This is a genomic window from Actinomyces culturomici (assembly GCF_900499005.1).
Lineage (GTDB): Bacteria > Actinomycetota > Actinomycetes > Actinomycetales > Actinomycetaceae > Pauljensenia > Pauljensenia culturomici.
Map to the genome: position 1 here is coordinate 560,489 of NZ_LS991317.1, position 13,408 is coordinate 573,896.

At 71.2% G+C, this 13,408-nt stretch carries 10 protein-coding genes; 2 read left to right on the forward strand and 8 right to left on the reverse strand.

Going from position 1 to position 13,408, the window contains the following annotated elements; all coding sequences use genetic code 11:
* Nucleotides 1-62 precede the first annotated feature (62 nt).
* Complete coding sequence (locus DY157_RS09580; protein ID WP_115728391.1) at nucleotides 63-1,184, forward strand: carbohydrate kinase family protein; 1,122 nt, start codon at nucleotides 63-65, stop codon at nucleotides 1,182-1,184.
* Between the two features lie 857 nt (nucleotides 1,185-2,041).
* Nucleotides 2,042-4,246, forward strand: a complete 2,205-nt coding sequence (gene betT, locus DY157_RS09585; protein WP_115728392.1) for a choline BCCT transporter BetT — start codon at nucleotides 2,042-2,044, stop codon at nucleotides 4,244-4,246.
* A 355-nt stretch (nucleotides 4,247-4,601) separates the two neighbouring features.
* Here the strand turns inward: betT and DY157_RS09590 are convergent, their stop codons facing one another.
* The 8 genes from DY157_RS09590 to DY157_RS09625 form a co-directional block, all read right to left on the reverse strand.
* Entirely contained in the window at nucleotides 4,602-5,645 is a 1,044-nt protein-coding gene (locus DY157_RS09590) for a hypothetical protein (RefSeq protein ID WP_115728393.1), read from the reverse strand.
* A gap of 781 nt (nucleotides 5,646-6,426) precedes the next feature.
* A complete protein-coding gene (locus DY157_RS09595) occupies nucleotides 6,427-7,377 on the reverse strand; it encodes an ABC transporter substrate-binding protein (protein WP_115728394.1) in 951 nt (316 codons plus the stop codon).
* Nucleotides 7,378-7,421: 44 nt separating this feature from the next.
* On the reverse strand, nucleotides 7,422-8,084 hold the full coding sequence (locus DY157_RS09600) for an ABC transporter permease (protein ID WP_115728395.1): 663 nt from the start codon (nucleotides 8,082-8,084) through the stop codon (nucleotides 7,422-7,424).
* Entirely contained in the window at nucleotides 8,081-8,776 is a 696-nt protein-coding gene (locus DY157_RS09605; RefSeq protein ID WP_115728396.1) for an ABC transporter permease, read from the reverse strand. The genes DY157_RS09600 and DY157_RS09605 overlap by 4 nt, the downstream gene beginning before the upstream one ends.
* Nucleotides 8,773-9,684, reverse strand: coding sequence for an ABC transporter ATP-binding protein (locus DY157_RS09610; RefSeq protein WP_115728397.1), 912 nt, complete (start codon nucleotides 9,682-9,684; stop codon nucleotides 8,773-8,775). The genes DY157_RS09605 and DY157_RS09610 overlap by 4 nt, the downstream gene beginning before the upstream one ends.
* Nucleotides 9,681-10,913 carry a zinc-binding dehydrogenase gene (locus tag DY157_RS09615; protein WP_235827157.1) on the reverse strand — a complete coding sequence of 411 codons (1,233 nt, stop codon included), beginning with the start codon at nucleotides 10,911-10,913 and terminating at the stop codon, nucleotides 9,681-9,683. The genes DY157_RS09610 and DY157_RS09615 overlap by 4 nt, the downstream gene beginning before the upstream one ends.
* Entirely contained in the window at nucleotides 10,910-11,593 is a 684-nt protein-coding gene (locus DY157_RS09620) for a MarR family winged helix-turn-helix transcriptional regulator (protein WP_115728399.1), read from the reverse strand. Before DY157_RS09620 ends, DY157_RS09615 begins: the two co-directional genes overlap by 4 nt.
* 387 nt (nucleotides 11,594-11,980) lie before the next feature.
* Complete coding sequence (locus DY157_RS09625) at nucleotides 11,981-13,348, reverse strand: uracil-xanthine permease family protein (protein WP_115728400.1); 1,368 nt, start codon at nucleotides 13,346-13,348, stop codon at nucleotides 11,981-11,983.
* Nucleotides 13,349-13,408: the final 60 nt, after the last annotated feature.

Here is a 13,408-nt window from a genome sequence, read left to right on the forward strand (position 1 = left end):
CCTTCCGTCCTCGTCGGGAACTACAGTGGGCGGGAGCGTCCGCACCGTCCGAAGGGGGTCCCATGAGCGCCGATGCGCACGAATTCGACGCGCGTCCCAGGGTCTGCGTCGCAGGTCCCCTCGTCCTCGCCCTCGTCATGGGGCCGCTCGAGCACGCGCCCGTCCCCGGCGAGGAGCAGATCGCCCCGACCGCGAGCCTCAACCCCGGCGGTTCCGCCAATCGGGCGGTCGCGCTCGCGCGGCTCGGCCTCGACGCCGAGCTCCTCTGCTCGATCGGCGTCGACGAGGCCGGGGCCATCGTCCGTCGGATGCTCACCGCCAACGGCGTCGACCTCGACCACGCCGCCCGCGTCCCCCACCAGGCGATCACCGCCGCCCTCGGATACGAGGGAGACCGGGCCCTCACGACCTTCGGCGATCTCTCGGTCCCGGCCCTGGCCGGGATGCGCGAAGCGCCCCACGCCCTCGTCGCGGAACTCGGCGTGCTCGGGGAGAACCTCGAGACCCTCGAGGCGTGGAGGCGCCGCGGCTCGGTCGCGCCGCTGCCCGGCGCCGCCGAGGACTCGGATCGGACCTGGGTCCTCGCCGAGTGCCGTTGGGACACGACGGGCCGGTGGGCGGACTCCGACCTCGATCCGCTCGAGCGCGTCGACGTCTTCACCCTCAACGAGACCGAGGCCCTGCGCTACACGCGCAAGGCGGACGCCCGCGCGGCCGCCCGCCAGCTCATCTGGCGGGCCCCCGGCGTCGTCGTCACCCGCGGCGCGGCCGGCGTCCTCGCCATCGTCGGCGATGAGGAGATCTCCCTGCCCGCGGCCCCGGCCAAGACGATCGATACGACCTCGGCGGGCCACGCCTTCTCCGCGGCCCTCGTCTGCGCGCGGATGCGCGGCCTCGAGGCGCGCGCGGCCGTCTCCATGGCGATGCTCGCCGCGGCGCGGTCGACCGAGAAGATGGGGTCCTTCGCCGACGCGCCGACCCTCACCGAACTCCAGGCGTGGACGCGGACCTGCGAGGTGCCCGAAGGGTACGACCTCGCCTTCCTCGACCTCGAGGACCCGACCGCCGTCGAGCCCGCGGAGCGCGAGGACCCGGGCTCGCCCGACGACGACCCGCGCGACGACTCGGGGTTCGAGGTCGCTTCCGACATCGCCGACGAGCTCGCGACCGAGCGCCGCGCCTGATCGGGAGTGGCTCATCGGGAACGCCTGATCGGGCGCCGCGCACTACGCGCGCCTTTCCCGCGTCCCTCACTCACGCCCGAGGTCTCCCACTCGGTCAGCGCCCCGCGCCGTCCCCGTGCGTGCCCGTCTTCACCTTTGTGGAGGGTTTGACGACACGAGGAGGGGGTACGCCTCCTCCATTTGTCGGTATCCCCTCCATTGATCGGTGTTCGTATGGGCCCGCTGCGTCGTATTGCGGCCCCGGGCTCGTTCAATGCCTCGCGCTCGTGGACACGCTCAGCGTCCCCTCGTGCGCGCCCCTCCGCGGCCCCTCTCATCATGCGAGTGGAGGGGTTGACGACACGAGGAGGGGGTACGCCTCCTCCACTTGTCGGCATCCCCTCCATTGGACGGAGCATCGTTCTTCCTCGGCGCGTGCTCCTTCTCTCCTATTCCCACTGTTTTTCACCCGAGTGGAGGGTGTGGCGACACGAGGAGGGGTTACGCCTCCTCCACCTGTCGGCATCCCCTCCATTTGTCGGCGACGCCTCCGCTCGGCCTGGCCTGAACCCCTCCAGGTGTCGCCGACTCCTCCACTCGGTCCGTCGTGAATCCCTCCAAGTGTCGTCAAGCCCTCCGCATTGAGGTGGACCTTTCACGCTCGTGAAGGGTGTCCGGGCCTTCAGAACGGCCCGTGTGAGCCATTCCGTGACGAGGCCGGGCGATCCGCGCGCTCGCGCGGATCGCCCTCCCGCATTCCGCCCCCGTCTCGCGCCTCCGCGGTTGCGGGACCCGTCGGGCCCTGAAAGGTTGGCGAGGAAGCGCCCCGCCCTTCCGGACCCTCGGCGCAGTGTCCCGTCCCCGACCGAAAACACCGGATGAGCTCCCCGTCGACGCAGTCCCCGACCGCACCGCCCGCCGCCCCGCCCTCGTCGATCGAAGGGGGAACGGCGGGCGACGCGCACCACGACCCGCGCCTGCCCGCCCGCGCCTCCAGTGCCGAGGGGCCTCGCCTCAATCGGACGGTCTTCGGGCTCTCCGCGCTCGTCATCGTCGGCGTCTCCCTCGCCGCGATCCTCGATCCGACCGGCGTCCAGGCCGTCTTCGACGCCGCCGTCGGCTGGACCGGCCGCTGGTTCGGATGGTTCTACATCCTCATGACGACCGCGGCGCTCGTCTTCATCGGCGTCCTCGCCGTCACCCGCTTCGGGAACGTGCGCCTCGGGCCGGACAACTCGACGCCCGACTTCTCCACCTTCTCCTGGGCGGCGATGCTCTTCGCCGCCGGCATCGGCACCGGCATCATGTTCTACGCGATCGCCGAGCCCGTCGCCCAGTACATCGCGCCCCCGAACGGGTCGGGCGAGACCATCGAGGCCGCCCGCGCCGCCGTCACCTGGACGCTCTTCCACTACGGCATCTCCGGATGGGGCCTCTACTGGCTCGTCGGCATCGCCCTCGGCTACTTCGCCTACCGCAGGCGCGACCGTCTCGCCGTCCGCTCGACCCTCCGACCGATCCTCGGATCGCGCGTCGACGGGCTCCTCGGCGACATCGTCGACGTGTTCGCCCTGGTCGGCGGCATCTTCGGCATCGCCGCCTCCCTCGGCATCGGCGTCGTCCAGCTCAACGTCGGCCTCACGCTCCTCTTCGGGATCCCGCAAGGGCTCGCCGCCCAGATCGGGCTCGTCTCCCTCTCCGTCGTCATGGCGACCGTGTCCGCGGTGAGCGGCGTCGACAAGGGCGTCCGCATTCTCTCGAACATCAACGTCCTCCTCGCGATGGGCCTCGCCCTCTGGGTCCTCATCACAGGGAACACCGCGTTCCTCCTCGACGCGCTCGTCGCGAACATCGGCGACTTCGTCACGCGGTTCCCCGCTCTCACGCTCGAGACCTTCCCCTACGACCGGCCCGATGCCTGGCTCAACGGATGGACCCTCTTCTTCTGGGCGTGGTGGATCACCTGGGCGGCGTTCGTCGGCATGTTCCTCGCCCGAATCTCGCGCGGGCGCACGATCCGCCAGTTCGTCATCGGGGCGCTCGTCCTCCCTTTCACCTACGTCCTCATGTGGGTGTCGATCTTCGGAAACACCGCCCTCGACCTCATCCGCTCGGGCAATGCCTCCTTCAAGGAGATCGCCTACGCGACGCCCGAGGGCGGGCTCTACGCCCTCCTCGACTCCCTCCCTCTCGGAGGAGTCCTCATCGGCATCGCCCTGTTCGTCGGCATCCTCTTCTACGTGACGAGCTCCGACTCCGGCTCGCTCGTCATGGCGAACCTCTCGACGCGCGACCTGCCCGACCGCGAGGACGGCGCCCCGTGGCTCCGGATCTTCTGGGCGACCGCGACCGGCGCCCTCACGATCGCGATGCTCCTCGCCGGCGGCATCTCGATCCTCCAGCAGGCGACGATCGTCATGGCGCTGCCCTTCTCCTTCGTCCTCATCCTCGTCGCGGCGTCCCTGTGGAAGGCCCTGCGCTCCGAAGCGACGAGGGCGGCCGCGCGGACTCGCGCGGTGACTTCGGGTCTCATCGGCATGTCGGGCACGGCGGCGGGCCGAGTGCGCCTCTCGTGGCAGGACAGGCTCTCGCGCACGCTCGACGCGGTGAGCCCGGCGCGCGCGAAGCGCGCCCTCGACCGACGGGTCGTTCCCGCGCTCGACGCGGTCGCCGAGCGTCTGCGCGCCGGGGGCCTCGTCGCCGAGGTCGTCGTCGAGGGCTCCTCCGCGCAGGATCCGGACGACGATCGCGAGTTTCTCGGACGGGCGTCGCTCGCCGCCTCTGCGAGCCCGGAGGTCATGGAACAGCTCGTCGCGCGCCTCCTCGGCGTCCCGCTCGGCGGCGCGCCCGTCGAGGCAGAAGCCTTCCGCTATTCCGTCCGCATGGTCGTCGCGCCCGTCCCGACCTTCGGCGTCTCGATGGCCGACGTCGACGACACGACGGTCCGGCTCGAGGTTCGACCCCGTGGCGGCGGTCAGGGCTACGACGTCATGGACTGGACGACCGACCAGGTCGCCCACGACGTCCTCGACCACTTCGAGCGCTGGGTCGAGTATCTCGGCGTGGCCCAGGCGGCCGAGTAGGGCGTTCGCCTTCCGCGCGGGTCGGGTCCGCGCGCGAATGGAGGGGTTGCGGCGTGGGACGGCGCGGATCTTTGCGCCGCGTCGCGTCCGCGCGCGAATGGAGGGCTCGGCGACAATCGGAGGGGTTACACCTCCTCCACGTGTCGTCAACCCCTCCACGTGTCGTGCGGCGGAGCGCTGTCGAGCCCCGACGATGTCGCTGGGTCGAATGGAACGCCTCGCCCCGCCCTCGTCCATACTCTTCTCGCGCGAATGGAGGGGTTGGCGACATTCGGAGGGGCTACACCTCCTCCACGTGTCGTCAACCCCTCTACGTGTCGTGCGGAGAGGTGGCCAATCGGCTGCGCGGACCCGCCTATCGGGTCCGTCCCATGTCCCGCAGCCAGAACGACCAGATCCGTTGCCCGGTGGGGGAGATCCGACCGTTCCATCGGCCGCTCGCGCGGAGCGCGTCGAGAAGCCGGTTGCGAAGCCGCACCGGGTCGAGCAGGTCGTCCCATCCGACTCTGATGACGTGCCATCCGGCCTGTTCGAGGTCGCGCTGCCGTGCCATGAGTTCGCCCTGCGCCCGACGGAATTCCTCCGGCGTTCTCCCCATCTTGACGACGCCGTCGAACTCGAACGCGATCTTCAACAGCGGAAGCGCGAAGTCGAGGAAATAACGTCGTCCCGTCGCGATGACCTCGTGCTGCGTCCGAAGGTCCTCGGGGAAGATCGTCGAGAGGAGCGCGAGGAGCGCGGCCTCGCCGACCGACTCGCACGCACCGCTCGCATGGGCGACGACGAGTTCGGCGCGCCTGGCGCCGCGTGGAGATTCGGAGTCATTCAACTCGGTGAGAAGCGCGCGACGGGCCTCGGCCTCGCGCTGTCGTGAGAGTGGCTCGTCGAAGCGATCGAAAGCGGAGAGCCGTCGGAGGACGCCCGAGACTGCGACGAACCCGTCGATGATCGGGCGATTCGCCGCGAGGAGGAGCGCGCTGTGCGGGAGGTCGTCATGCGCGATGCCTTCGGGCGAGCGCTCGATTCGCGCTGCGCTCGACCTGCGGCACTGACGCGCCGATGCCGCGGGGATGCGATGCGGACCGATCATGACCTCGGGCAGGGCGCTCGTCGCGTACCTGGTCGGAACGCGCAGGTGCACGTCGGGATTCCTTCGCCATTGCGGAATGTCCTCGAGGACGAGGACCGACTCCATCGCGAAGACGGGGTCGACGGCGAGGGCATCGTGGAGGGCGTGGATCCTCGCTCGATCCACGAGGTTCTGCGCCTCCCATGTCTGCAGGCTCTCGGCGCCGTCGGGCACGGCGAGCGCGAATCCGCGGCGGAGCCTCGCGAATCGCGGATCCCGATCCTCGTGGGAACCCGTCAGACGGATGATGTCGCAGTGGGGGATGCTCATGTCGGCAGTCTCGGCCGGTCGCGCGCTACCCGCTCGTCGCGGTGCAACGGCCTGTGGATGGTGAAGGCGACGGGGCGGACTTGTGGATTCGCTGGGCCGATCGCGCGGGCTGCTATCCGAACCGGCTGCCGTCCAAGCCGACTGCCGGGGCCAGTGGTTCGAGTGGGGCACCCCGCTCGGCCCCGCCCCGCCCTCGTCCGCGCTCCGCACGAACGAATGGAGGGGTTGACGACGATCGGAGGGGTTACACCTCCTCCACGTGTCGTCGACCCCTCCACTTGTGGTGCGGAGGCGCCGTCCAGTCTGTCGGGCCCCGATAGGTCATCGGGGCGAATGGGGCACCCCGCCCCGTGCTTGACCGTGCTCTCGACGCGCGAATGGAGGGGTTGACGACGATCGGAGGGGTTACACCTCCTCCACGTGTCGTCGACCCCTCCACTTGTGGTGCGGAGGCGCCGTCCAGTCTGTCGGGCCCCGATAGGTCATCGGGGCGAATGGGGCACCCCGCCCCGTGCTTGACCGTGCTCTCGACGCGCGAATGGAGGGGTTGACGACGATCGGAGGGGTTACACCTCCTCCACGTGTCGTCGACCCCTCCACTTGTGGTGCGGAGGCGCCGTCCAGTCTGTCGGGCCCCGATAGGTCATCGGGGCGAATGGGGCGCGGCGCCCGTCCTCGTCCGCGCTTCGTACGAACGAATGGAGGGGTTGACGACAATAGGAGGGGTCGCACCCCCTCCACATGTCGCCAACCCCTCCACCGACGAAGAAGAGGAGCGCCCTTACTTCACGATTCCCTCCGCGGAGAGCCACTTCTTCGCGATCGCCGAGGCCGAGGCGGCGTCCTGCGTCGACTGCCGATTCATCTCGACGAGGTCGGCGGGGTCGAGGGCGGCGGAGACCGTGTTGATCACCGCGGCCGCATCGGCGTCGACGCGCGAGGAGACGACCGGGACGACCTGCGAGGCGAGGAACATCCCCTCCGGGTCGGCGAGGGTGACGAGGTCGGAGGAGGCGAACGCCGGATCGGCCGAGTACACGTCGACGAGCTGCACGGATCCGTCGCGCAGCGCCTTGAGGGTGAGCGCGCCGCCCGAGTCCTCGATGGGTGTGAAGGAGACGTTCACCCCGTAGACGGTGGCGAGGCCCTTCGGACCGTAGTGGCGGGTCTCGAGCTCGGAATTGCCGCCGAGCACCAACCCCTCGACTCCCTTGAGGTCGGCGATGGACGAGGCCGAGTGCGCGTCGGCGAATTCCTTCGTCACGACGTAGGTGTCCTGGTCGGTCGCTGGGGCGGCGTCGAGAACGCGCAGGCCGGAGGGCATCGCCTTGGTGAGCGCGGCGTAGACGTCCTCGGCCTTCGTCGCCGTGGCGGTCGAGTCGAGGTACTGGAGGAGGTTCCCCGTGTATTCGGGGAACACGTCGATCGAGCCGGACTGGATCTCGGGCATGTAGACCTCGCGCTGTCCGATGCGGAACTGCCGGTCGACGGTGTAGCCGGCCGCTTCGAGGGCCTGGGCGTAGGTCTCGGCGATGATCTCGTTCGAGTAGTAGTCCTGCGAGCCGACGGCGAGCGTCCGCGCGGAGGCCGTGGACGAGGAGGCGCCGGAGTCGGCGACCCCCTCGAGGGAGGAGGAGGTCGCGCAGGCGGCGAGGGCGCTCGCGGATGCGAGAGCGACGAGGGCGATCGCGGTGCGCCGCGCGGGTCGGCGGCCGTTCGGAGTCCGGGTCATGTCGGGTCCTTTCAATCGGTGCGGTCGGTGGAATGGTCCGGGCCTCACGCGGGCGCCCCGCGTCGGCGCGCGGCGCGCCCGGCGAGCGCCCACAGCGCGTCGAGGACGAGTGCGAGGGCGACGACGAGGATCGCGCCCCCGATCATCTGGGCATAGTCGCGGGTCTTGAGGCCGATGTAGAGGAAGCGGCCGAGTCCGGCGTCGGCGGTGTAGGCGGCGAGGGTCGCGGTGGCGACAACTTGGAGGGTCGTCGATCGCAGGCCCCCGAGGACGAGGGGGAGGGCGGCGGGCAGTTCGACGTCGCGGACGACCTGGAGCTCGGTGAGCCCGAGGGCGCGCGCCGCGTCGACGGTGCGCGCGTCGGCGGATTCGACGCCCGCGTAGGTCGCGGAGAGCATGGGCGGGACGGCGAGGACGAGGAGCGCGAGGAACGGCGCCTTGAGCCCGATCCCGAGCCACAGTCCCGCGAGCGTGAGGACGCCGAGCGTCGGGATCGCGCGCGCCGCCCCGGAGGTCGCGGTGATGAGGAATCGGAATCGTCCGGTGTGGCCGATGGCGACGCCGAGGGGGAGGGCGATGAGGACCGCGGCGGCGACGACCGCGGCGGTGAGTCCGAGGTGCTCGGCGAGTCGCGCGGGCACGCCCGACGCCCCGGCCCAGTGGGCGGGGGCGGCGAGCCAGGAGAGGGCTTCGAGCAGGAGGTTCATGCGGCGACCTCCGCCTCGAGGCGCGCGCGGGCGCGGGAGACGCGGGATCCGGCGCGCCGCTCCGCCCTCGTCCACGGGGTCGCGGCCGCGCCGAGGAGGACGACGAGCGCGTCGAGGACGAGCGCGAGCGCGACGGTGGCGCCGAGTCCGGTGAGGACCTCGGAGACGAGCCCGCGCTGGAACCCGTCGGTGAAGAGCGTGCCGAGCGAACGGACGCCGATGAACGCCCCGACGGTGACGAGGGAGACGGTCGAGACGACGACGACGCGGATTCCGGCGATGATCGCGGGCAGGGCGAGCGGCAGTTCGACGGAGGCGAATCGGCGCGGGGCGGAGAATCCGGCGGCGTCGGCGGCCTCGAGGACCGCGGGCGGCAGCGAGGCGAAGGCGTCGGCGACCTGTCGGACGAGGACCGCGATCCCGTAGAGCGCGAGGACGATCACCATGTTGAGCCCGGAGCGCAGCGCGATCCCGACGACGACGGGCACGACGATGAGCATGGGGAGCGAGGGGATCGCGTAGAGGAGCGACAGTGCGGTGAGCAGCGGCCCGCCCCACTTCGGCGACCGATTCGCCGCCCAGCCGATGGGGATCGAGGCGGCGACGGCGACGAGGATCGCCGGGGCCGCGATTGCGAGGTGCGCGGCGGTGAGCTCGGCGAGGAGGTCGAGATTCCCGAGGAGCCAGGTCATCGCGCCGTGTCCTCGTCGATGGGGGAGGAATCGACGAGGCCGGGGCCGCGACCCGAAGAGGCGGAGGCCGCCGGGCCACTGCCCTTGGTGAGCGCCCCGGAGAAGGGGAGGACCCCGAGGGGGCGCCCGTCCTCGTCCGTGATGAGCCGGCCGCCCGGGGTCGTGGTCTCGCGCAGGGGGCGCGCGGCGGACGTCCCGACGAAGGAGCGGACGAAGTCGTCGGCCGGATGCGCGACGAGTTCGGGCCCGGTGCCGACCTGGGCGAGGCGCCCGCCGGCGGCGAGGACGGCGATGCGGTCGCCGAGCATGAAGGCCTCGTCGAGGTCGTGCGTGACGAAGAGGATCGTCGTCCCGACGCGATCGCGCAGGTCGCGCAGTTCGCGCTGGAGGTCGGCGCGGACGATCGGGTCGAGGGCTCCGAAGGGCTCGTCCATGAGGAGGATGTCGGCCTCGTTGGCGAGCGCCCGGGCGACGCCGACCCTTTGGCGCTGTCCGCCGGAGAGCTCGGCCGGGTAGCGCTTCGCGAGCGAGCGGTCGAGTCCGACGAGGTCCATGAGCTCGAGCGCGCGGGCGGCCGACGCGCGTCGGGTCGCCCCTTCGAGGCGCGGGACGGTCGCGATGTTGTCGACGACGGTGCGGTGCCCGAAGAGCCCGGCGTCCTGGAGGACGTACCCGATGGAGCGGCGCAGGGCGACGGGGTCGGCCTCGGCGACGTCGCGCCCGCGGACGAGGACGCGCCCCGAGGTCGGGCTCAGCATCCGGTTGACCATCCGCATGAGCGTCGTCTTGCCGGACCCGGACGTCCCGAGGAGGACGGTGGTCGTGTGGGCGGCGACCTCGAGGGACACGTGCTCGAGGGCGACGGTCCCGTTGGGGAAGACGTGGGAGACGTCGTCGAAGACGATCATGCGCGCGCTCCTTCCGCCGCGGCGTCCGCCGTCTGCGGGTGCGCTCCGGGTTCGGCGGCGTCCGCGGGTCGCGCCGTCTCTCGATCGACGAGGTCGGAGACGATGGACCCATTCGAGGGGGAGTGGACGACGCGGACGACCCTCTTGCCGACGCCCCGGCCCTCCTCCATGTCCCGGTGGGCGTCGGCCGCGGCCTCGAGCCCCGTGTAGACGGTCGTGCGTGGCGGGGCCCAGGCGCCCGAGGCGAGGTCGTCGAGGAGGCCTTGGAGGACGTCGGCCGGAAGGTCCGCGGCCTCGCCGGAATAGGCGGTGAGGCGCACGCCGTTGGGGAGCCAGTCCATGGGGTAGAAGTCGGGGAGGATCCACTCGTCGGAGAGCATGCCCGTGAAGCACACGGTCCCGCCCGACCTGGTCGCCCGCAGGGTGTCGCGCAGCGTCGGCGCTCCGACGAGCTCGACCGCGCCCTCGACGCCGCCGCCGGTGAGGTCGCGCACCTCCTCGGCGATGCTCCCGTCATCGACGAGGGCGTGGGCGGCGCCCGCTTCGTGCAGGAGGTCGAGTCGGTCGACTGATCGGGTCGTCGCGATCGTCTCGAGTCCCATGCGCCGCCCGAGCGCGAGGAGCGCGAGCCCGATCGACGAGGTCCCGCCGCGCACGAGGAGCCGGTCGCCCGGCTTCGGGCGGACCCCGACGGCGAGCGAGCCGTAGGCGGTCTGGATCATCTCGGGCAGGGCGCCGAGGACCTCCCACGGGAGGTCGGAGCCGAAGGGGACGACGATGCCCGCGGGGACGCGGACGTACTCGGCGTAGCCGCCGTCGAACTCGCGGCCCATGCCGCCCATGAGGGCCGCGGCCCTCTGTCCGACATCGAGGTCGACGCCGTCGCCGCGGGCGGCGATGGTGCCGGTCGCCTCGATGCCGGGGACGCGCGGGAAGGAGCCGGAGGCTGCGAGTCCCGTGCGGAAGTACCGCTCGGAGCGGTTGATGCCAAAGGCCTCGACGCGCAGGAGGGCCTCGCCGGCTCGGGGGAGGGGGAGTGGGAGCTCGCTGACCCGGAGGGCCTCGGGCGCGCCCGGGCCGTCGAGGACGACCGCGCGCATCGACTCGGGCAACGCGCTCATCGGGTGGGAGGCGCCGGCCGCGGGCAGGGCGTTCGCCTCGCGAGGAGCGCTCGCCCCTCGCGTAGCGCTCTCCGCTCGCGGGGTGGTCGACGAGTGCAGTACGTTCATCGGGCGCCTCCCGTCGATCCAGCCGATGCCGTGGAGGGCCCGCGCGCCGCCGACCCCGCCTGGGCGGGGTCGGCTGGCGTCCCATCGGACGTCGGGTCGGTCGCCGATCCTTCGACTGCGCTCGCGGCATCCGTCGAGCCTTCTGCCCGATCCGCTTCCGCCCGTGTCATGCGGCGGCCCCGGCCTCGTCCATTGGCGGAGGGACGGGGGGAGCGGGCGGCGTCTGCGGCCTCGGCGGAGGCGATGAGGCGGCGCAGGAGCGGGACGAGCGCGTCGATTTCGGCGGCGGAGAAGCCGGAGAGGAGGCGCGAGAGCTCGTCGGAGACGCCGCCCGCGGCGGTCGTCATGCGCGCCGATCCCGCATCGGTGAGGACGAGGCACGAGGCGCGGCGGTCCTGCGGGCACGTGAGCCGATCGACGAGGCCGTCGGCGACGAGCCGATCGACGAGCCTCGAGGCGGCGCCGACGGTGATGCGCTGGGTGGAGGCGATTTCGTGGACGTGGGCGCCGTGCGGGCCCGCGGCGTCGATCGCGCGGAGCGTGAGGAGGCGTCCGAGGGTCGCGGAGTCGGGGATCTCCCACAGGGCGTGCTCGAGGCGGTTCCACACGGCGATCTCGGCGCCGACGAGGGAGTCGAGGACTTCGCCGTGGCGGATCGGGAGGACGGGCGCTGATGTCATGTCAATAGATTACATATCAACATATGATGTGTGAAGGGGTGGTGACCGTGCCGAGCGCCCTGTGCGCCCCCGGGCCCTCGCAGTGCCTCGCGCCCGCGTCCGTGCGCCCCCGCACGCAATTGGAGGGGTTGACGACAATCGGAGGAGGTGTAACCCCTCCATGTGTCGCCAACCCCTCCACCGAGGTGCTGGGCGGGCCAATGCGCGGGCACTGAGGCCATGCGGGTCTGAATGCCCCGCTTCACACCCTCGTACGCCCACTCACATGCGAGTGGAGGGGTTGACGACAACGGGAGGGGGTGTAACCCCTCCATGTGTCGCCAACCCCTCCACTGAGGTGCTGGGCTCAGGCGCTGGGCGGGCCCCACCGAGGGGCCGAGTTCACGCTCAGGCCTGCGGCGGCGTCGCCTTGTGGCGCGTGGCGTAGGCCTCGGACTCGAGTTCGGTGCCCGCGGGCGCCGAGGCCGGCGAGGCCTGCTCGAGGTTCGTGCCGCGCATCTTCGAGATCCACTTCATCGAGTGGTAGATCGCGAGGGCGGCGGCCGTGCCGAGGGCAATGCCCTCGAAGGTCATCCCGCCGGGCGACCAGGTGAAGTTCGCGATCGCGACGACGAGCGAGACCGCCGCGGTGTTGAGGTTGACCGGGTTGGAGAAGTCGACGCGGTTCTGGACCCAGATGCGGACGCCGAGCATGCCGATCATGCCGTAGAGGACCGTGCCCGCGCCGCCGAGGACGCCGGCGGGAATCGTCGCGATGATCGCGCCGAACTTCGGGAGGAGCGAGAGCGCGAAGGCGACGCCGGCGGCGACGACGTAGGCGGCGGTCGAATAGACGCGGGTCGCTGCCATGACGCCGATGTTCTCCGCGTAGGTCGTCGTACCGGAGCCGCCGCCCGAGCCGGCGAGGATCGTCGAGAGGCCGTCGGCGAGGAGGGCGCGGCCGGTGACGTCGTCGAGGTTCTCGCCGGTCATGGCGGACACGGACTTCACGTGGCCGACGTTCTCGGCGACGAGGACGAAGACGACCGGGACGAAGAGTCCGAGGGTCGAGGGGTCGAAAGCGGGCGCCTGGAAGTGGGGGAGGCCGAACCAGGCGGCCTTCTCGATGGCGGAGAAGTCGACCTGGTGCTGGACGACCGCGGCGGCGTAGCCGATGAGCACGCCGAAGAGGATCGAGAGGCGGCCGATGATGCCCTTGAAGAGGACGGTGATGAGGCAGATCGAGACGATCGTGATGACGGCCGTGAGCGGCGCGGTCTTCACGTTGTTCCACGCGGCCGGCGCGAGGTTGAGGCCGATGAGGGCGACGATCGCGCCGGTGACGACCGGGGGCATGAGGGCGTCGATCCAGCGGACGCCTGCGAAGTGGACGATGAGGCCGACGACGGCGAGGGTCGCGCCGGTGGCGATGATGCCGCCCTGCGCGTACTGCATGCCGAGCTTGTCGGAGACGGCGACGATCGGCGCGATGAGCGCGAACGAAGAGCCGAGGTAGGAGGGGAGGCGCCCGGCGGTGATGAGGAAGAAGAGGAGCGTGCCGACGGCGCTGAAGAAGAGCGTCGTCGCCGGTGGGAAGCCGGTGAGGAGGGGGACGAGGAATGTCGCGCCGAACATTGCGACGACGTGCTGCGCGCCGATTCCGACGGTGCGCGGCCAGGACAGACGCTCGCCGGCGGCGACGACCTCGCCGGGGGTGATCGTCGTTCCGTCGCCGTGAAGGGTCCAGCGGAAGAAGCCGCGAGGGGTGTCGCTCATGAGTGAGCTCTCCGATCAGTCGATGGGCAGTGCCTGATGGGCTTGGCCGTTTCACCGGTC